General features: G+C 60.8%; 19 protein-coding genes and 1 pseudogene. 11 read left to right on the top strand and 9 right to left on the bottom strand.

The annotated features are described in order from the left end of the window. Nucleotides 1-131, top strand: a pseudogene (locus tag PKKP23_RS30925) (cytochrome c1); the annotation flags it as partial. A gap of 189 nt (nt 132-320) precedes the next feature. Here PKKP23_RS30925 and PKKP23_RS30920 read toward each other — a convergent pair. The 3 genes from PKKP23_RS30920 to PKKP23_RS30910 form a co-directional block, all read right to left on the bottom strand. Then, nucleotides 321-1,628: a hypothetical protein gene (locus PKKP23_RS30920; protein WP_126879696.1), complete on the bottom strand. Its 1,308-nt coding sequence runs from the start codon at nt 1,626-1,628 to the stop codon at nt 321-323. Beyond that, the gene (locus PKKP23_RS30915) at nt 1,628-1,861 is read right to left on the bottom strand and encodes a DUF2249 domain-containing protein (RefSeq protein ID WP_126879695.1); all 234 of its coding nucleotides are present in this window, start codon (nt 1,859-1,861) and stop codon (nt 1,628-1,630) included. Before PKKP23_RS30915 ends, PKKP23_RS30920 begins: the two co-directional genes overlap by 1 nt. A gap of 191 nt (nt 1,862-2,052) precedes the next feature. Then, nucleotides 2,053-3,024 carry an AraC family transcriptional regulator gene (locus PKKP23_RS30910; protein ID WP_126879704.1) on the bottom strand — a complete coding sequence of 324 codons (972 nt, stop codon included), beginning with the start codon at nt 3,022-3,024 and terminating at the stop codon, nt 2,053-2,055. A 94-nt stretch (nt 3,025-3,118) separates the two neighbouring features. On the opposite strand from PKKP23_RS30910, the gene PKKP23_RS30905 reads away from it, so the two are divergent. After that, nucleotides 3,119-3,952, top strand: coding sequence for an oxidoreductase (locus PKKP23_RS30905; RefSeq protein WP_126879694.1), 834 nt, complete (start codon nt 3,119-3,121; stop codon nt 3,950-3,952). A gap of 31 nt (nt 3,953-3,983) precedes the next feature. On the opposite strand, the gene PKKP23_RS30900 is transcribed toward PKKP23_RS30905, so the two are convergent. From PKKP23_RS30900 to PKKP23_RS30875, 6 genes are all read right to left on the bottom strand, one after another. Next, nucleotides 3,984-4,811, bottom strand: a complete 828-nt coding sequence (locus PKKP23_RS30900; RefSeq protein ID WP_017777242.1) for an ABC transporter permease — start codon at nt 4,809-4,811, stop codon at nt 3,984-3,986. A 30-nt stretch (nt 4,812-4,841) separates the two neighbouring features. Continuing rightward, nucleotides 4,842-6,095, bottom strand: a complete 1,254-nt coding sequence (locus tag PKKP23_RS30895) for an ABC transporter permease (RefSeq protein ID WP_126879703.1) — start codon at nt 6,093-6,095, stop codon at nt 4,842-4,844. Between the two features lie 40 nt (nt 6,096-6,135). After that, nucleotides 6,136-7,182 carry an ABC transporter substrate-binding protein gene (locus tag PKKP23_RS30890; protein ID WP_017777244.1) on the bottom strand — a complete coding sequence of 349 codons (1,047 nt, stop codon included), beginning with the start codon at nt 7,180-7,182 and terminating at the stop codon, nt 6,136-6,138. A 1-nt stretch (nt 7,183) separates the two neighbouring features. After that, nucleotides 7,184-8,365 (bottom strand): ABC transporter ATP-binding protein, encoded by a 1,182-nt coding sequence (locus tag PKKP23_RS30885; RefSeq protein WP_126879693.1) that lies wholly within the window; start codon nt 8,363-8,365, stop codon nt 7,184-7,186. Nucleotides 8,366-8,386: 21 nt separating this feature from the next. After that, nucleotides 8,387-9,523, bottom strand: coding sequence for an SRPBCC family protein (locus PKKP23_RS30880; protein WP_126879692.1), 1,137 nt, complete (start codon nt 9,521-9,523; stop codon nt 8,387-8,389). Between the two features lie 136 nt (nt 9,524-9,659). Beyond that, the gene (locus PKKP23_RS30875; RefSeq protein WP_026121940.1) at nt 9,660-10,586 is read right to left on the bottom strand and encodes a LysR family transcriptional regulator; all 927 of its coding nucleotides are present in this window, start codon (nt 10,584-10,586) and stop codon (nt 9,660-9,662) included. A gap of 166 nt (nt 10,587-10,752) precedes the next feature. Between PKKP23_RS30875 and PKKP23_RS30870 the strand changes: the two genes are divergently transcribed. From PKKP23_RS30870 to PKKP23_RS30830, 9 genes are all read left to right on the top strand, one after another. Beyond that, complete coding sequence (locus PKKP23_RS30870) at nt 10,753-12,063, top strand: flavin-containing monooxygenase (protein WP_126879691.1); 1,311 nt, start codon at nt 10,753-10,755, stop codon at nt 12,061-12,063. 54 nt (nt 12,064-12,117) lie between these two features. Next, the gene (locus tag PKKP23_RS30865; protein WP_126879690.1) at nt 12,118-12,555 is read left to right on the top strand and encodes a RidA family protein; all 438 of its coding nucleotides are present in this window, start codon (nt 12,118-12,120) and stop codon (nt 12,553-12,555) included. A 10-nt stretch (nt 12,556-12,565) separates the two neighbouring features. Further along, a complete protein-coding gene (locus PKKP23_RS30860; protein ID WP_126879689.1) occupies nt 12,566-13,243 on the top strand; it encodes a DUF1028 domain-containing protein in 678 nt (225 codons plus the stop codon). Next, the gene (gene argE, locus PKKP23_RS30855; RefSeq protein WP_126879688.1) at nt 13,236-14,393 is read left to right on the top strand and encodes an acetylornithine deacetylase; all 1,158 of its coding nucleotides are present in this window, start codon (nt 13,236-13,238) and stop codon (nt 14,391-14,393) included. The genes PKKP23_RS30860 and argE overlap by 8 nt, the downstream gene beginning before the upstream one ends. Nucleotides 14,394-14,618: 225 nt before the next feature. After that, a complete protein-coding gene (locus tag PKKP23_RS30850) occupies nt 14,619-15,890 on the top strand; it encodes an ABC transporter substrate-binding protein (protein WP_017777252.1) in 1,272 nt (423 codons plus the stop codon). Between the two features lie 54 nt (nt 15,891-15,944). Next, the gene (locus tag PKKP23_RS30845) at nt 15,945-16,823 is read left to right on the top strand and encodes a carbohydrate ABC transporter permease (RefSeq protein ID WP_126879687.1); all 879 of its coding nucleotides are present in this window, start codon (nt 15,945-15,947) and stop codon (nt 16,821-16,823) included. Further along, complete coding sequence (locus tag PKKP23_RS30840) at nt 16,811-17,623, top strand: carbohydrate ABC transporter permease (RefSeq protein WP_026121941.1); 813 nt, start codon at nt 16,811-16,813, stop codon at nt 17,621-17,623. The genes PKKP23_RS30845 and PKKP23_RS30840 overlap by 13 nt, the downstream gene beginning before the upstream one ends. A gap of 13 nt (nt 17,624-17,636) precedes the next feature. Further along, nucleotides 17,637-18,671, top strand: coding sequence for an NAD(P)-dependent alcohol dehydrogenase (locus tag PKKP23_RS30835; RefSeq protein ID WP_017777255.1), 1,035 nt, complete (start codon nt 17,637-17,639; stop codon nt 18,669-18,671). A gap of 3 nt (nt 18,672-18,674) precedes the next feature. Beyond that, nucleotides 18,675-19,859 carry an ABC transporter ATP-binding protein gene (locus tag PKKP23_RS30830; protein WP_126879686.1) on the top strand — a complete coding sequence of 395 codons (1,185 nt, stop codon included), beginning with the start codon at nt 18,675-18,677 and terminating at the stop codon, nt 19,857-19,859. Nucleotides 19,860-19,863 lie beyond the last annotated feature (4 nt).

The raw sequence follows: 19,863 nt of genomic DNA, 5'->3' as shown, positions 1-19,863 counted from the left end.
ACCTGTCGTGGATGTCCGAGCCGCAGCAGAAGGCGCGCCGGCAGATCGGGGTGTGGGTGCTGCTGTTCCTGGGCCTGCTGAGCTTTTTTGCCTGGCGACTGAACGCCGCTTACTGGAAAGAGATCAAGTAATGGCCCAGTCGTTTCCACGGCGACTGGCCTGACCTCCGTCTTGACGACTGCCCCCGCAACGTGCTGGAATTTTCATGAAGCGACTCGCATGAGTTGCACATGAAGGTGTGGGGGCAGCTGTTCGATTGTTTGCATCGCGAACTATCACCAGCACGTGCCAGCGATACCTGGATAACAGATGCCGCCTGTTCAGCGAGCGTTCGATTCGATCGATGCGATCTGACGCTTGGCACGCAAATACAGCCGGATAGCGCCGATCACGTTGATGCCCAGCCATACCGCTGAGCCCCCCGCCGCCAGCGCACCCATGCGTGCAAATGCGATAGGCCGAACACTGGCAGCCAGCAGGAGAAGCAGGGCGAGCAGATGCGCCCAGAATTGCCTTTGTGCCATGCGATCCGGAATCGTGTCTTTGACCTTGGGCACGACGGCTATGGGAGCGGTCCTGAGCGAGTTTTGTGCGTGATACCAGAGCAGAAACGGAATGATCTTGTACAGCATGCCGTTGATTGATGACCACGCCACGCCGAAGATGAACAACACACCCAGCGTGATGGACCCCGGTGGATTGCCGATTGCGGTCTGCACCATCCACAGCGGCGCACAGCACACGAGACTCACCATGGCCGTGCGCCAGAACAGCGTAGTGGCGTCATATCCCGAACGTTTTCGTGCCCACAACAGGTACAGGGTAACGGCCGCAAATATCGCGTAGGCGAAAAACAATAGAAACCCTAACGATTTTTCAACCCGGGGGAATATCGCGGCATTGAAAGAGATCGCCACAAGCAACACGAAGACAAAGGGTGCAAGTCCGCGTGCAAGCGTTCGGGGATAGACATCCGTCACCTGAAACATGGGAATCAGCTGGTAAGCAATGCCCATCGTCAGCAATCCCACCCAGCCTGATAGACCCCACATGGCATGAAGGTCCGTGAGCATGATCAATGGGAGCGGCACAGGCCAGACTTGCGAGCCAGCCAGAATGGCGCCCAGGACCGTGGTTGCGAGCAAGGCGATGAGTGCCAGCCGGGTGGCATTGAGCACGTCGCCGGAACCCTTGAATGCTTGGTCGCGATGTTGCCAAAAGCCCGTGAAGCATGCGGCAAGCAACCAGAGAAGCGCGGCTGAAAGCAGCAGCAACGCCGGCAGGAAGAGCCGTTGTAAGGAAAAGAGGAAAGCCGCCGAGAGCGTCAGCGTGCCCAGCGTAAGTAGCGCATGGACGGCCATGGCGGTCACGTGCGTCCATGCAATTCGTACGCCGGTGGCTACAGGAAGTATCTGGATCAACGCACCTGTCATCACGCTGGTGAGGATGCCCAGTGTGAAGAGGTGCGTGAGCGCGAGAGAAGCGGGCGACCAGCGCGACGTGAATGCATCGGGCCCGTCCCACAGCAAAAGGCCTGCCGCCAGCAATGCAAATAGCGGCGCGTTGAGAAAGAACCGCAGCGGCACGGAAAGCGTCGGCGAACTGTCGAGAGAAAGCTGACGCCGCATCACTGCCCCTGCCAGATACAGATTTCCCGGCAGCCGTCGACCATCACGTCGACGCTGTACTCGAAGCCGTTCCTCCTGAGTATGCCGTAGAGCGGCACCGGTTCGCGATCGATCACCATGCGCAAGTAGCGATCTCGCTGCAACGACCCTAGCGCATCCAGAACGCGTTCCAGCGGCTCTGGCGGGTCGAGGCCGCGAAGGTCGAGAGTCGTCTCGCAAACGGATGGTTTCATCGGAAATGCTTCATGTGTAGCGCTGTTTCGCGCAGTATGCGCGGCGGGACTCAGCCACGTAACAGTACCCGAGTGTGCAAAAGTTTCGCCAGATAACCTTATCCGCGTCGCATGTAAAACGTTCATAGTTTCTGTTGCGGCGTGAACTCCTAAGCCCTGGCCTTGGCGAGAGACCTCACGGCTACCGGTGCTTAGTGCGACGAGACGTAGGTTGCGTGCGGGAACGCAGGCGCAATCGCGAAGTTCTCGCGCATGCGCTTCGTCTCCGCCGCAGGGGTCAAGCCGAACAGGCGCTTGAACTCTCTGCTGAACTGGGACGGGCTCGTGTAGCCCACCGCGAGGCTCGCGGCTTCCGCGGTCAGGTCTTCGCGAACCATCAGGAGCCGGGCTTGATGCAGACGTGTCGATTTCACGTACTGCATCGGCGATACCTGCGTGATGGTCTTGAAATGATGGTGGAAGCTTGGAGGGCTCATGCCCGCTTCGTCGGCAAGCAGCTTCACGTCGAGCGACTGCGCGTAGCGCGCGTGAATGAGGCGCAGTGCCTGGCCGATCTTCCCGAACTGTCCTCGCATCGACAAGGCCTCACGCATCGAGCCTCCCTGAGGCCCGGTGAGTACGCGGAAATACAGCTCGCGCAGCAGCCCAGAGCCCAATACGGCGGCTTCAAGCGGCTCGCGCATCGCGTCGAGGAGGCGCAGTACGGACGCTGACATCGTGTTGTCCATCGGCGTCGACATCATGCTCAATGGTGGTTGTGCACTCGCTGTTCCACCTTCGCTGTCGAGCTGCGCCGCGAGTTCGGCAGCCATGGCGAAGTCGAGATGCAAATACAGCGCAAGCAGCGGACGCTGCGCCGTTGCGTCCGTTTCCATGCTGAACGGAACGGGCACCGAAACGGCCAGATAGTGATGCTCGTCATAGAGATAGAGTTGGTCGCCGAAGTAACCTCGCTTGCGACCCTGGCAGACGATCACGATGCCCGGGTCGTAAAGGACCGGCGTGCGTGAAAGCGGGCGATTCGAACGCAGAATGCGCACGCCCGGTAGCGGTGTCAGGTTGTAGCCTTCCTCGGGCGCCAACGCGTGCAGCAAGGCAACCAGGCGCTTGCGGTCGCTCCGGGAGCGCTCTGGACCAGATGTCGAGGCACGCTTCGTGCTCATAGTTTTGTGCAAGAAAAACAGGGGAATTTGGCTTATACCGTCGTGGTTGAAAGAGTAGCATGCATTCTCCAATTGACATCCGGGAGAAGCTTCCGTGGCATCCAGCAAAATCTTGCTCATCACTGGCGTCAGCAGCGGTTTTGGCCGCGCGCTCGCCGAAGAGGCCCTGGCGGAGGGCCACACAGTTGTCGGCACTGTACGCAGTAACGAGGCAAAGCGTGATTTCGAGTCTTTGTCTGCGAACGCCGCATTTGCGCGCGTACTTGACGTGACCGACTTCGATGCGATCGACGGCATTGTGCGGGACATCGAAACGTCTGTCGGCCCCGTGGACGTACTCGTGAACAATGCGGGTTATGGGCACGAAGGTATCGTGGAGGAATCGCCGTTGTCGGAACTGCGCAGGCAATTCGACGTGAACGTGTTCGGCGCAGTCGCCATGATCAAGGCCGTGCTGCCATTCATGCGTGAACGCCGACGCGGTCACATCCTGAACATCACGTCGATGGGCGGCTTCATTACGATGCCGGGAATTGCTTACTATTGCGGGAGCAAATTCGCCCTGGAGGGCATCTCCGAGGCGCTCGGCAAAGAGGTCAAACCGCTCGGCATTGCGGTGACGGCCGTGGCGCCCGGCGGGTTTCGCACCGACTGGGCGGGCCGCTCGATGACACGAACACCGCGGTCGATTCCGGACTACGACGAAGTTTTCGATCCTGTGCGCAAAGCGCGCGCGGAGCGAAGCGGCAAGCAGCCGGGGGACCCGAAGAAAGCGGCGCGCGCAATGCTCACCGCGATTGCTTCGGATCATCCGCCTGCGCATCTGTTGCTTGGCACCGATGCGATCGGGTTGGTGCGAAACAAGCTGTCGGCATTGGCCGAAGAGATTCAGGCGTGGGAGGCCGTTACTGTCTCGACGGACTGCTGAAAACCGCAGACGTTTCCGATACCGCGGGCGGTCAGACCAACGCCTGACTGGCCGCGGCCGCGCGCCCGCGCAGCCAGTTGATGCTCGCGAACAGCAGCACGGCAAAAACAATGAGCATGGTTGCCACGGCCAGAATCGACGGATCGATCGAATCGCGAATGCCGCTCCACATCTGGCGAGGAACGGTCTTTTGTTCCGGGCCTCCAATGAAAAGAATCACGATGACTTCATCGAACGAGGTGGCGAAAGCGAACACACTGCCCGTTGCCACAGCGGGCGTAATGAGCGGCAAGGTGACGCGACGAAACGCGGTCCACGGTGCTGCGCCAAGACCGGACGCGGCACGCAGCAGGCTTTGATCGAACGAAAGCAACGAGGCCGTCACCGTGATGACGACAAACGGCGTGCCGAGCGCCGCATGCGCGAGCACGACCCCTGGATAGGAATTGACGAGCCCTAGCGGCGCGAAGATCAGGTAGAACCCCGAAGCAACGACGACAATCGGCACGATCATTGGCGATATGACGATGGGCATGATGACCGCGCGCAACGGGAATTGCGAACGCGACAGGCCCAACGCGGCGAGCGTGCCGAGGCATGTCGCGATTAACGTGGAAGCTGCGCCAATGCCAATGCTGTTTAGCAACGCGCGTTGCCAGTCCGCGCTCGTCAGGGCCTGTTCGTACCAGCGGAACGAAAAACCCTGCAGTGGATAGGAGAAGTACGAGCCCGAGTTGAACGAGAGCGGGATGATGGCGAGAATCGGCGCGACCAGAAAGAACAGCACGATCGCGGAGTGCACGCGCACCCAGCGTGCGGCAATGCGCTCCGTCAGCACCGTATTGCGTTTGTCTTGCATGAGTTTTCCTTCCGGGCGGAGCGACCTCGATCAACCGAACCGCAAGCGGTCGATGCCGACAATACGGTTGAAAAGAAAATAGAAAATCGCCGTAAAGATCACGAGATAGGCCGACAGCGCACCCGCGAGTCCCCAATTGAGCTGCGTGTTGGTTTGAGTGGCGATGAGCTGGCTGATCATCTCGTCCCCGGCACCACCGAGCAGTGCGGGCGTGATGTAGTAGCCGAGCGCGAGCACGAAGACGAGGAAGCATCCCGCACCGACGCCAGGCAGCGTCTGCGGCATATAAACCCTCACGAACGCCGTGAACGGATGTGCACCGAGTGACTTCGCGGCGCGCACATAAACAGGCGGCACGCTCTTCATCACGGAATAAATGGCGAGAATCATGTAAGGCAATAGCACATGGGTCATGCCGATCAACACGCCCGTGCGATTGAAGACGAGCGGGATGGGATGCGATGCAATGCCGAGTCCGGACAGCACGCCGTTGACCACACCGCCGGGTTGCAGCAACACGTACCATGCTGTCGTGCGCACGAGCAGTGACGTCCAGAACGGGACGATGACGAGAAGCATCAAACGGTTGCTGCTTTTTGCGGGAAGATTTGCGAGCAGCCATGCCACCGGATAGCCGAGCACGAGGCAGAACAGCGTAACGGTTGCGCTGATCCCTATCGTGCGTCCGAAGGCTTCCCGATAGACGGACGCATTGGCGGGCATCGATGCGATCGAGCCCTGCGGCGTGACCTGTGCATCGACGGCGGCAAGCAGATAGTCGGGCGTCGGGGATTCGGCGGCCCGCTTCAGCAAGCGCCATATTTCAGGCGAATTCCAGCGTTCGTCGATCTCGATCAGCGCGGGTTTCCACGCGGGCGGCGTATCGTCGTGAATGTTGCGGGCAGTGCGCATCAACAAGCTGCGAAACTCGGGCAGCGCGAAGTTCAGCCGCCGCGCGACCGTGCCGAGCCGTTCGTTTTCCTGCGCTTCTTTCAAACCGGCTGCAAGCAGCGCAAAGATGTGCTCGTCGGGCACGCCGTGGCCGTCCCACGCATTCAATGCATGCGTGAGCGCAGGCATACTGTCGGCGAGTTCGTGGTTCTGCACGCTGCGTGAAAGCAGCAGCAGAATCGGGGCAATGAATGTCGAGAGGAGAAATACGATCAGCGGCAATGCGAGTAGAAGCGCCCGCATCGATGCGCGCCGTTGCGCCTTGTTATAGGACGCACGTCCATCGGCTCTCGTTCGAGAATCGGTGATCGAAGCGTGTATCGATGCGGGCATGTTGGTCATCTCGCCTTGCTTGAGTCTTATTGCTTGGGTCTTATTGAGTCAGCCAGACCTGGAAACGCTTGTTGATCGCGTCGGCGTTATCGGCCCAGAAGTTTGCGTTGATCTGTACCGCGCGCTTGAAGTTTTCCGGCGCGGTCGGCATGTCGGCGAGTCGCTGCTTGTCCACCAGCGCTACCGCGTCTTTGCGAGGCGGTGCATACGCGATGTACTTCGCCAGATCTGCGGACGCCTTGGGTTGAGCCTGCGAAACGATGAATTTCGCCGCAGTATCCGCGTGCTTCGCGCCATTCGGAATGCCCCACCATTCGAAGTCGTAGACCTGCGCATCCCAGACCGTCTTGAACGGCTTGTGGTCGTTCTTCACTGCGCCGTCGATGCGACCGTTATAGGCTTGCACCATGACGACCGCGCCGTCGGCGAGTAGCTGCGGCGCCTGCGCGCCCGACTCCCACCATACGATGTCTTTCTTGATGGTGTCGAGCTTCTTGAAGGCGCGATCAACGCCAGCGGGCGTGCCGAGCACCTTATAGACATCCTTGGGCGCCACGCCATCGGCAATCAGCGCCCATTCCATCGCCACCTTCGGCGACTTGCGCAAACCGCGCTTGCCGGGGAATTTCTGCACGTCGAAGAAGTCGTTGACGGTGGTCGGTGCGGTTTTCAGCTTGCTTGTGTCGTAGGCATAGACCGTGGACCACACCATGCTGGCAACCGCGCAATCGCTGATGGAGCCCGGAATGAAGTCGCTGGTCTTGCCGAGCGATTTCTTGTCGAACTTCTTGAGCAGCCCCTCGTCGCAGGCGGTGATCGCGTCGTTGGTTTCCAGATCGATCAGGTCCCACGTCGTGTTCTTCGCCTGCTCCATTGCGGACAGCTTCGCGAGGCCGCCGTCATACGATTCGAGCGAGAACTGCGTGCCGGTGGATTGGGTGAACGGATCCATCCACGCCTTTTTGGCTGCGGCTTCGAATGCGCCGCCGAATGTGACAACGTTCAGCGTTTCTGCAGCCTGCGTGGTCACGGTGGAAAATGCGAGTACGGCAAGTGCGGCGCATTGTGCTTTGAGTCGGGTGCGCATGTCAGTTGGCTCCTGCGGGTGCGGTCGTGATGAGGGAAGGTGAGGGAGTGGCGGGAGAACGGATGGCGGGTGCACGCGCGGGCGCGCTCGTTGCGAGAATCTTGCAGTCGTCGTGGCGCCATGCGACTTCGATGGTGTCCCCGGGAGCCGGCAAAGTGTGGCGCTGCGTATTAGGCACCTTCACGACGATGGAATCGCTCGCGCCAAGCGTCAGATGCACGCGGTGATGATCGCCGCAATACACGAGTTCTTCGACGCGAGCGCGCACGACGTTGTTATGTTCATCCGCATGCGAGCCTTCCACGGCCGGGATGTGCGCGCGTTCGGGGCGCAGCGCAAGCATGGCTTCGTCGCCAACGCGCAGGCCGCGCTCGCATCGTCCGCGAATGATGCTGCCGTCGGAGAGCGCAAGCGTGGCCCAGTTGTCGTCGCAACTCACGACGCGTCCCGCCAAACCGTTGTTCTCGCCCACGAAGTTCGCGACGAACGCATTCTGCGCGTTCTCGTAGAGTTCGCTTGGCGTTGCCGCCTGTTGAATGCGACCATCGGAGAAAACGGCAACGCGGTCGGACATCGTCAACGCTTCGGCTTGATCGTGCGTGACATAGACGATCGTCAGCGACAACTCGCGATGCAGCCGCATGATTTCGTATTGCATCGTTTCGCGCAGACGCTTGTCGAGGGCGCCGAGCGGCTCGTCCATCAGTACCACGCTGGGTTCGAACACGAGCGCCCGGGCGAGTGCGACGCGTTGTTGCTGTCCACCTGAAAGCTGCGCAGGCCGGCGATTGGCGAGATGCGGCAACTCGATCATGTCGAGCGCGCGCTTGACGCGCGTTTTTTGTTCCGCGCGGCTCACGCGCCGAACGGACAGCGGAAACGCCACGTTCTCGGCGATGGTCAGATGCGGAAACAGCGCATAGTTCTGAAACACCATGCCGATGTCGCGCTGATGCGGCGGCTTGTCGTCCAGCCGCTTGCCATCCAGGCGGATCTCGCCTTGCGTAGGCGATTCGAAGCCGGCAAGCATCATGAGCGTGGTCGTTTTGCCCGAGCCCGATGGCCCCAGCAGCGACAGGAATTCTCCCTTGCGCACGTCGAGGTTCAGATCGTCGACGACGTAGTTCGCGCCGTCGTACGATTTGCTCACGCCCGAGAACGAAATGAAGGAGGGGTTTGACATCGTGATTGCGTCCTGTCTTTCTTAATGCGATTGCAGCTTGCCCGCGAGATAGCGTGCGAAGTCATAGTTGGGGCGTTCGAGATGGCTCAGGTGCCCCGGCTTCGCGAGCGGCGCGTGCACCCCGCGAAACACGGCTTCTACACCGCGTCTGTCTTCGGCATTGACTTCGTCGAGTAGCTTCTTGAGCGTGACCATGTGCGTGTTCGCTTCGGTATCCGAGATAAACTCGGGCGCAAGGCCGCCGCCGAAGCGGATGTGCACCTGCCCGACGCCTTGCGGCTGGAGCGCGAGATACCAGAAATAGCCTGGCGTCAGCGTGACGAGATGCGTCGGATAAATCGCGAGCAAAGCCGTGGTCTTGCGCCAGTGGCCCGTCAGGCGCGTGTTGTCGGGGTGTGCATTGCCAATGGGCAGCGATGCCTCTTTCGTGATCCAGTGATAGTTGAAGGCTGCTTGACCGGGCGGGCATTCCATCTCTTCGAGCTTCGAATGCGGACCGACCGTGGCGCGATGCAGCATCGGCAGGTGATAGCTTTCCATGAAGTTTTCCGCGAGGATCTTCCAGTTCGTGTCCCACACGTGTTCTTCATAGAACGTCTCGACGTAATCGCTCATGCCGTACGGCTCGATCAGCGTAGTCAGCCCGGCGAGGTGCTCGCGCACCGAAGGCGCCGCGGCATCGAGCGTCACGTAGATCCAGCCCTGCCATTCCTCGCAGCGCACGGCGGGCAGTCTGTAGTGCTCTTTGCAGAAGCCTTCCTGGCGGTCCATCATGGGCGCGCCCTTCAACGCGCCGTCGAACGCGTAGTTCCACCCGTGATAAGGACAGATGACGCGACGCACATTGCCGCGCCCTTCGAGCAGTACCGACATGCGATGCAGGCACACATTGGACATCGCTTTGAGCTGCATGTGCTCGTCGCGCAGGACGACGACCGGTTGTGCGCCGATTCGCGCCGTCAGGTAATCACCAGGCGCCTTGAGGGCGCTTGCGCGCCCCAGACATTGCCATTCGCGCCCAAAGATGTGCTGCTCTTCTAGCGCCAGAAAATCGGCCGACGTATAGACACCGGGCGGCATGGAGCGAGCATCGCTGAACGGGCGATCGCATCCGTCGCGCAGGGCATTGATCAGCTTGTTCAGTGCCGCGTTGTCCATGACGTGTTCCTTGCATGCCTTTCGAAACAAGCGCTTGCCGCAACGCGCTCGACATGGACGGAATCTATCAAGCCAATATGCCAGTCAAAATATTGTTTTTGGATACAAGGCAAAGCTTTTGGCTATGCAGCGGCCTTCAAGGGTCGAGGTGCAGCCGCCGAATGTAGTTCTCGCAGAACGACGCAAAGCGATGTACCACTTGCCGTGGCTTCATGGTGCGCGATTGCGCGATGCCGAGCGTCGTCGCGTTGACGTTGTCTTTGAAGCGCTTGATGACGAATTCCTCGCCGTCCACGGTGCGAGTGGACTTGAGCGGGAAGTTCAACAGGCTATAGCCGAGCCCGTTGGCTACCATGCCGCGCACCACTTCCGGTTGCGACGAGCGGAACGCGGGCACGGGGCGGCTGCCCACAGCATCGAAAAGCGCGGCGAAATATTCGCGACTATGCGGCAGATCGAGCATTACGTAGGGCTCATGCAAGAGATCGGCCAGCGAAATCTTGCGTGCACGCGCGAGGCGATGGGTGCGCGGCAGGATCGCGTAGGGCGGCAGGGAAAGCAGCGGCGTGAAGGCGATGTCTTCGGTCAGATCGAGACTATAGGTCAGCGCTATATCGAGCGAGCCGTCGTGCAGGCCACGCAGCAGGGCATCCTGGTGCTCCTCCACTGTGCGAAATGAAATGCCTGCATGGGCTTCCGTAAAGCGGCTGATGAGTCCCGGCATCAAAGGCGGCGCAAGCGACACGAGGCAACCTAGCGCAATGGCGCCCGTCATGCCGCCATCCATTTCCTTGGCGGCCATCTGCAGTTCTTCGGCGATCTTGAGCAGATTGCGCGCCTGGCCCAGCAGATCACGCCCCGCTTGCGTAAGCGACAGGCCGCTTGCGTGGTGCCGGATAAAAAGCTGCACGCCGAAAGACACTTCGAGATCCGCCAAAGCGGTCGAAACGGAAGGCTGCGAAATATGCAGTTCCTTGGCCGCGGCGGTGAAGGACAAGGTTTCCGCTGTCACCACGAAGTACCGCAACTGGCGCAGCGAGTAGCGTAACGGAAGGTTTTCCATCGGCGGCGCTCCACGGTTCAGGGCTCGAATGCGGCGCATTGTGGCGTCGACAAAAAAGCTTGCATAGGAAATTCCGATGCCATGCATTTTTTGAAAATATTTTGTCGATCCTTCCCCGGCGCGTAGATTCCGACGACGACATTCGGCCTCCCGGAAGGACATAGCCATGACAGTGGAAACAATATCGATCGATACGCTGGTAGTCGGCGCAGGCCAGGCCGGCGTCGCCATGAGCGAGCATTTGAGCCGGCACGGCGTGCCGCATCTCGTGCTGGAACGCGCGCGCATTGCGGAGCGCTGGCGCACGGCGCGATGGGATTCGCTCGTTGCCAATGGTCCGGCGTGGCACGACCGCTTCCCCAATCTGGAGTTCGCCGAGACAGCGCCCGATGGCTTTGCGCCCAAGGAAGAAGTGGCGGACTATTTCGTTGCTTATGCCAAAAAATTCGATGCGCCGATTCGCACCGGCGTGGAAGTGAAGAAGGTCGTGCGCAACAACGGGCGGCCGGGTTTTACCATCGACACGTCGGACGGCGTGATTGAAGCGAGGCGCGTCGTGGTCGCCACGGGGCCGTTTCAGAAGCCGGTGATTCCACCCATCGCGCCGCAAGAAGCAGCGCTTCTGCAAATTCATTCCGCCGACTATCGCAACCCGCAGCAATTGCCCGAAGGCGGTGTTCTCGTCGTGGGCGCGGGATCGTCGGGCGTTCAGATCGCCGATGAATTGCAGCGCGCCGGCAAGCGCGTGTTTCTGTCGGTGGGTGCGCACGACCGGCCGCCGCGCGCGTATCGCGGACGCGACTTCTGCTGGTGGCTTGGCGTGCTTGGCGAATGGGATGCCGAGGTCATGAAGCCGGGGCGCGAGCACGTGACCATCGCCGTGAGCGGTGCGCGTGGCGGGCAAACCGTGGATTTTCGCCGGCTGGCACATCAGGGCATCACGCTGGTCGGTCTGACGACATCATTCGAGGGCAACGTCGCGCATTTCAACGCCGATCTTGCTGAAAACATTGCACGCGGCGACGAAAACTATTTGTCGCTGCTCGATGCCGCGGACGCCTATGTCGTGCGCAACGGTCTTCATCTTCCCGATGAACCCGAAGCGCGCATCCTCCCGCCGGACCCCGAATGCATGACCCGTCCCCTGCTGAAACTCGATCTTCCGCAAGCGGGTGTGACGTCGATCATCTGGGCGACAGGCTTTGCAACCGACTTCGGATGGCTGCAGGTCGATACCTTCGATGAGAAGGGCAAGCCCAGGCATCAGCGTGGTGTATCGAAAGAGCCGGGCGTGTACTTCCTCGGCTTACCGTGGCTGTCGCGACGCGGTTCAGCGTTCATCTGGGGCGTGTGGCATGACGCGAGGCATATTGCGGACCACATCGTCATGCAACGCAAGTATCAGACGTATTACGACGGGCCGGAATCGCAGGTGAGGAACGAACAGCTTGAGCAGAAGGTTCAAGCAACCGCGTGATACGAGAATCAGGCAGACCCCCAGGCAGATCCCCAAGACAACGAAGGTGAATCGATGAGCCAACCGATGCATACCCGCATCCGCATGTTCAACACGAAGGATACATACCCGAACCAAACGCTCGACAACGATCTTTGCCAGGCTGTGCGTGCGGGCAATACCGTTTATGTCCGCGGCCAGGTGGGCACCGATTTCGATGGCAATCTCGTGGGCCTGGGCGATGCGCGCGCGCAGGCCGAGCAGGCCATGAAGAACGTGAAGCAATTGCTGGAAGAGGCGGGCAGCGACCTGTCGCACATCGTCAAGACGACGACGTATCTGACCGACGTGCGCTATCGCGAGTCGGTCTATCGGGAAGTCGGCAAATGGTTGAAAGGCGTGTTCCCGATTTCGACCGGTCTCACCGTCGTCGCACTGGGCCAGCCGCAATGGCTGATGGAAATCGACGTCATCGCCGTCATTCCGGATGGTTGGACGCCGCCGAAGGCATAAAGGAGGGCGCATGACTTTTTCTATCGTCGGACGTTGCGAGAAGACGGGACAACTGGGTATTGCGATCAGCTCGTCGAGCATTGCAGTGGGCGCACGTTGTCCGTGGCTGCGTGCGGGCGTGGGTGCGGTCGCGACGCAGAACGTTACGTTGCCCGCGCTTGGGCCGCGCGTTCTCGACCTTCTTGACAGCAAGAAGATTGACCCATCGCAGGCCTTGAAACAGGCGCTCGATGCAGATGAATGGCGCGAGTATCGCCAGGTGACGGTTATCGATGCACAGGGTCAAACCGCATTCTTCAGCGGCAAGGAAGCACTTGGAACGTATTACGCGCTCGCAGGCGAACAATGCGTCGCGGCGGGCAACATGCTTGCTGGCGTTCACGTTATCGAGGCGATGCCGGTTGCGTTTTCCAACGCGCAGGGCATGCTCGCTGACCGTCTGCTCGCAGCGATGCAGGCGGCTATGGCCGCAGGCGGTGAAGCCGGCCCTGTCCATTCGGCGGCGTTGAAGATCGTGAGCAACTTGAGCTGGCCGCTCGTGGATCTGCGGGTCGATTGGGTCGACAACGATCCCATTGGCCAGCTCGGCAGCCTGTGGGCCGCATACAAGCCACAGATGCAAGACTACGTCACACGCGCCCTGAATCCGACCACCGCACCCAGATACGGAGTGCCAGGCGATGAATGAGATGTCGAGTCGCGCGCTGCTCGAAAGGCTGGTGAGCTTCACGACAGTTAGCCGTGACTCCAATCTCGCGCTGATCGGATTCGTTCGCGACTTCCTCGCACAACATGGCGTCGAATGCGAACTTTTCTACAACGACGAGCGCACCAAGGCGAATCTCTTCGCGACGATCGGGCCGCCGGATCGCGGCGGCATCGCGCTGTCGGGTCATACGGACGTGGTGCCCGTGGAGGGGCAGGCGTGGACCGTCGATCCCTTCCGTCTCGTCGAAAAGGAGGGCCGCCTGTATGGACGCGGCACCGCGGATATGAAGGGCTTTCTGGCATCGGTGCTCGCGGCGGTGCCTATGTTCATTGAACGCGATCTGCGGATGCCCGTGCATCTCGCGTTCTCGTACGACGAAGAGGTGGGATGCCTGGGCGTTCGGCCGATGCTGGACGAACTTGCACGGCGTGAATATAAGCCGGTGCTGTGTCTGATCGGCGAGCCGACTGGGTTGAAGCCCGTGCTGGGACACAAAGGCAAGCTCGCGATGCGGTGTTGTGTGAAGGGTGCGGCGTGCCATTCCGCCTACGCACCGTACGGCGTGAACGCGATTCAGTATGCGGCACGCCTGATCAATCATCTCGAAGAAATCGGGCAGGCACTCGCGCAGCCCGAGCATCACGACGAACGCTTCGATCCGCCGTACTCGACCGTGCAAACGGGCGTTATCCGGGGTGGACGGGCGCTCAACATCGTGCCCGCCGAATGCGAGTTCGACTTCGAAGTGCGCGCGCTGCCGGGCTTCGATGCCGACACGGTTGCGCATCGATTGCAGCGGTACGCCGAATCCGAACTGCTGCCGAAGATGCGCGCCGTGAAGCCGGATACCGACATTACCCTTCAATCGCTTTCAGCCTATCCAGGATTGGCGACGTCGCCGCAGAGCGAGGCAGCGCGCCTGGTCGCACTGCTTTCGGGCTCGACAGAATTCGGCACGGTCGCGTTCGGCACCGAAGGTGGCTTGTTCGAGCAAGCTGGAATTCCAACGGTCGTATGTGGGCCGGGCAGTATGGATCAGGGGCACAAACCCGATGAATTCGTGAGCGTCGAGCAACTGCACGCTTGCGACGCAATGCTTGTTCGGCTGGCCGACTACCTTTCGGTGTGACCTCACGCGCCCCATCGGGCGTACGGACCGGTCGCCGCGCCGGTCCTTCCCGGTAATACAAATTTCCGCACCGCACACAAACATTGAGAAAAAAGTATCGATGGCGGCGCCGCTTTGGCGTGGCTGACGCGATAACGCGGGTGGTACTGTGCACACGCTATCCGCTGGGATGCATGGAGGTCCGGCTGATAACGAGAATTCCAATCAAGATTCCAGGAGACAGCTGTGAACAGATTCCACCATAGCGCACTGTGTGCGCTCATCGGCGCGACCGTGCCGGTCATATCGTTCGCGCAATCGTGCAATGTGCCTGTACTGAAGGTCTTGGGACAGAAAACGCTAGGCCTGGCGGTGATGGAGAAGTCGCTGCCGGACTATGAAAAGAAGAGCGGCACGAAGATCGAGATCAGCTATTTCGGTGAAAGCGACCGGCGCGCAAAATCGCGGCTCGACGCTTCGACAGGCGCGGGTTCGTACCAGATCTATTACGTGGACGAAGCCAACGTCTCGGAGTTCGCGCAGGCGGGCTGGATCGTTCCGCTGCTCAAGTACTACCCGAAGGAAGCCGACTACGACGACTTTCTTCCGGCGCGTCGCGCGGTGGCAAGCTACAAGAATGTGGCGTATTTCGCACCCCTGATCGGTGGTTCGGATTTCCTGTTCTATCGCCGCGACCTGCTCGAGAAGGCCCACATGCCCGTGCCGCGCACGCTCGACGAACTCGTTGCGGACATCAAAAAGCTCAACGCACCGCCCAATCTATACGGGTGGGTGGCACGCGGCCAGCGCGGTTCAGGCATGAACGTCTGGCGCTGGGCGCCGTTCATGTTGGGTGAAGGCGGTACGTGGACAGACAAGTCGGGCCAGGCCGACTTCAACTCCCCGGCTGTCGTGAAGGCGACACAGCTCTATACCGATCTGTTCCGCTACGCGCCGCCCGGTTCGACCACGTATGACTGGAGCAACGCGCTCGAAGCGTTCCGTTCCGGCAAGGTGGCGTTCATGATCGAATCCACGCCATTTGCGGACTGGATGGAAGACCCGACCAAGTCGAGCGTCGTGGACAAGGTGGGTTACGCGCGACCGCCCGCACCGCTGCCCTCGGCGGCTTATGGGCACGGGCTGGCCATCTCCGCGGTGGGTGCGAAGGACGAGTGCACGCGCCAGGCGGCGGGCAAATTTATCGCGTGGGCAACGAGCAAGGAACAGGAGCAGGCGCGCCTGCGCGCGAACGTGTTCAGCGACTACAACCGCACGAGCACGATTCAGAGCGACTACTTTCAGAAGCATGTGAAGCCGCAGATTCTAGCCGGCCTGAAAGATACCGGTCCTGTCTCTCAGGTCACGTTCTGGCGCACGCCGCAGTGGCCTGATATCGGCGACAACCTGGGCGTCGCGCTCGAAGAGGTCTTCACTGGTACGCAGAAAGACATCCAGGGCGCGTTGAACGACGCCGTGCAGTACGCCCAGGATGCGATGGAACACGGGCGCAAGTGACCTGTCCCCGGGGCACGGCAACGTGCCCTGTCCCGATGCATGCTGGAGCAGGCAATGTTCAATCGCGGCAAGACCAGTCTTCCGTTCGTGTTTCTCGTGCCGCCGCTCGTCGTGATGGCGGTGCTGGGTCTCGTACCCACGGTGGCGGCCATCAATCTCGCGCTCAAGAACCGTGTGCTGCGGTACCCGGATAGCGAGTACGTCTGGTTTCGCAATTTCCTGCGTCTCGCAGCAGATCGGCGCTTCATCAATTCCATCGAGGTCTCCGCGATCTGGGAGATCGTCACGGTGTTAGGCGCCGTCGCGGTGGGTGTCGTGATCGCTGTCTACCTGTTCGAGAACGTGCATGGGCGCATGCGCAACCTGATCGGTGTCCTGCTGATTGTGCCGGTTCTGCTGCCCCGCGTTTCGGCTGCGTTCATCTGGAAGTTCATGTATTCGCCGTTGAGCGGCGTTTTGAGCTGGCTGCTCGGTGTGGTCGGCGTGCCCAATACGGCGTTCCTGTCCGACCCGGCCGTGGCGCTCTACGCTGTTGCGCTGGTCGACATCTGGCAATGGGGCCTGTTCTTTGCCGTGGTGGTGCTGAAGCTGCTGGAGACGCTGCCGCCCGAGCCGCTCGAAGCCGCGCGGCTCGACTATGCGAAGACCTGGCAGGTCTACGCGTGGATTGCGCTACCCATGCTCAGAGCGCCCATCATGAGCCTTGTTTTCATCAAGATGGTCGAGTCGTTGCGTTCGTTCGACCTGATCTACGTGATGACCAAAGGCGGCCCCGGCGTTTCCACCGAAACGCTGGACATGTATGCCTATTCGCAAGGAATCGGCCTTTCCGGAAAAGTCTCGTACGCGTCGAGCATGGCAGTCCTGATGATGATCGCGACCACCCTCATCTTTACCTTGATCTGGAAGCGGGTGAACAAATGGGAAGACTGATATCCCGCAGCACGGTCTTGCTGTTTGGCGCCGCGCTCGTGCTGGTAGCGGCATTTCCGCTCTTCTGGGCAGTGCTCAACTCGCTCAAGCATTTGCTCGACATCGTTACACCCACGCCGCGTTTCATCTTCACGCCGACGCTCAGCAACTACCGTCAGGTCATCTCGAGCCCTGAAGTGCTCATTGCGCTGCAAAACAGCGCGTTGATCGTGGGGACGGCCGTCGTGCTGGGGACCGCGCTCGGCGTGCCGGCGGCCTACGTGATTGCGCGTTTTCATGTGCCGGCCAAGCGCGACATCCAGTTCTTCCTGCTGTCGCTGCGCTTTTTGCCGCCTGTCGCGGTGGCGATTCCGCTCATCGCGATCTGGATCGACCTGGGGCTCTACGACACGCGGCTCTCCATGATCGTGACGTATCTGCTGACCACGCTTTCGACCATCACATGGCTTTCGATTCCCGTGTTCCAGCGCATGCCGCGCGAGATCGAGGAGGCCGCGACGCTGGACGGCTACGGTCCCTACGCCGTGTTCTGGCGCATCGCGCTGCCTACCTGCGGCAGCACGCTAATGGGCGGCATCGTGTTTAGTTTCGTACTGGTCTGGAACGAACTGATGATTGCGCTTGCGCTCACGTCTTCGCGCAGCGCGACGCTGCCTGTCGTGGCGTCCGCTTTCACGTCGCTGGGGCAAGAGGTGCCTTGGGGCGTCATCAATGCCTCAACGGTGTTGCTCGCCATCCCGCCCATCATTTTCGTGGGCGTGCTAAGCCGCCTGTTGAACTCAATGCTGAAAGGAAAGTAAGGAGAATGCTCTGATGAAGGCCCTTGTACTCGAAGAAGCACGCCGCCTGAGCTTGCGCGACATCGACCTGCCGCTGGCGGTCGGGCCGCGCGACGTCAAGATTCGTATCCACACCGTTGGTGTCTGCGGGAGCGACGTTCACTACTTCACGCACGGTCGTATCGGGCCGTTCAAGGTGGAGCAGCCGATGGTGCTCGGGCATGAGGCTTCAGGTACCGTGGTGGAAGTGGGCGCAGAGGTGAGTCACCTGAACGTGGGCGACCGCGTCTGCATGGAACCCGGTATTCCGCAGTTCGATTCGCCGGCCACGATGCGCGGCCTCTACAATCTGGACCCCGCTGTGCGCTTCTGGGCCACGCCACCCATTCACGGTTGCCTCACGCCGTATGTGGTGCACCCGGCGGCTTTCACGTATCGCCTGCCCGATAACGTGACGTTCGCAGAAGGCGCGATCGTCGAGCCGCTTTCCATCGGTCTGCAGGCCGCCAAGAAGGCGGCCATGAAGCCCGGCGACGTGGCAGTCGTGATCGGCGCCGGCACCATCGGCGCGATGACCACACTCGCCGCACTTGCAGGCGGCGCATCACGCGTGATTCTCGCCGACGTGGTGAAGGAGAAACTCGCGCATTTCGCAAATCATCCTGCAGTGGTCACCGTGCACGCGGCCGAACAGTCGCTGCTCGACGTGGTACGGCAGGTCACGCAGGGCTGGGGCGCCGACGTCGTGTTCGAAGCGTCGGGCAACGCCGCCGTGTTCGAAACGCTGCTCGATCTTGTGTGCCCCGGTGGTTGTGCGGTACTCGTAGGCATGCCGGCCAAGCCCGTTGCGCTTGACGTTGTCGCGATGCAGGCCAGGGAAGTGCGGCTCGAATCGGTATTTCGTTATGCCAATATCTTCCCGCGGGCGCTTGCACTGATCAGCTCGGGTGCGATTGACGTGAAGCCGTTCATCTCGCGCAAGTTCGCGTTCTCGCAGGGCGTGAAGGCGTTCGAGGAAGCTGCGGCCGGACGCCCCGAAGACGTCAAGATCCAGATCGAGATGGATTGAGCCATGGCCAATATCGTCTGCAAGGGGCTGACCAAGCAGTACGACAGCGGGGCGCCCGTGCTGCATCCGCTCGACCTGCATATCGACGAGGGCGAGTTCGTCGTACTGCTGGGTCCGTCGGGTTGCGGGAAATCCACCATGCTGAGGATGATCGCAGGGCTTGAAGAGATCACCGGCGGCGACCTGCTGATAGGTGGCGCCGTGGTGAACCAGGTGCCCGCGCGCGAGCGCAACGTCGCAATGGTGTTTCAGAACTACGCGCTCTATCCGCACATGAACGTGTACGACAACATCGCGTTCGGTCTGCGGCGGCTCAAGACGCCGAAAGACGAAATCGACCGGCGTGTGCGCGAGGTGGCCGCCATGCTCAACCTCGACGCACTGCTCGAGCGCAAGCCGCGGGCGATGTCCGGTGGCCAGCAGCAGCGCGCGGCCATTGCGCGGGCGATGATCAAGACACCTGCCGTGTTCCTCTTCGACGAACCGCTTTCGAATCTGGACGCGCAACTGCGGGCGCAGTTGCGCACCGACATCAAACGCCTGCATCAACGTCTGAAGACGACGACCGTCTACGTGACGCACGACCAACTCGAAGCAATGACGCTTGCCGATCGCGTGATCCTGATGCGCGGGGGCCGCATCGAACAGCAAGGTACGCCGACGGAACTGTACCGGTACCCTCGCACGTCGTTCGCGGCAGGCTTTATTGGTACGCCCGCCATGAACTTTCTGGATGGCGTGGTGGAGCGCAGCGGGGACGTGGTTGCGGTGCGAGCGAAGAGCGAACGCTGGGAATTGCACGGTCAACGCTTCAACAGCCTATCCGATGGGCAGGCGGTGAAGCTCGCGATCCGGCCAAACTACGTGCGCGTCAGAACGGCGCCACGCGCGAACGAAACGCTGGCGTTGCATGGCACGGTAGAACTGGTCGAGATGCTGGGCGCAGAAGCGCTCATCACGGTGGATTGCTCGGGCGAGCGGGTAGCCGCGCTGATTCCATCCACCAGCGTGCCAGCGCCTGATGCAAACGTGATGCTCGAGTTCGAGGTACAAGACCTGCACGTGTTTGACGCGAAGAGCGGCGAAAACCTCTCGCTCGATCTGCAGTACGATTCCGCAGGCCGACAGCACGAGCACGCCACCCCTAACGCCATCCATCACGCGGCGCCCACGCTGGGTGTGCAGTAGCAAC

The sequence above is a fragment of the Paraburkholderia kururiensis JCM 10599 = LMG 19447 genome, assembly GCF_003986935.1.
GTDB classification, from domain to species: Bacteria; Pseudomonadota; Gammaproteobacteria; order Burkholderiales; family Burkholderiaceae; genus Paraburkholderia; species Paraburkholderia kururiensis.
The sequence above is the reverse complement of the archived record's forward strand: the minus strand, read 5'-3'. Positions and strand labels throughout refer to the sequence as shown.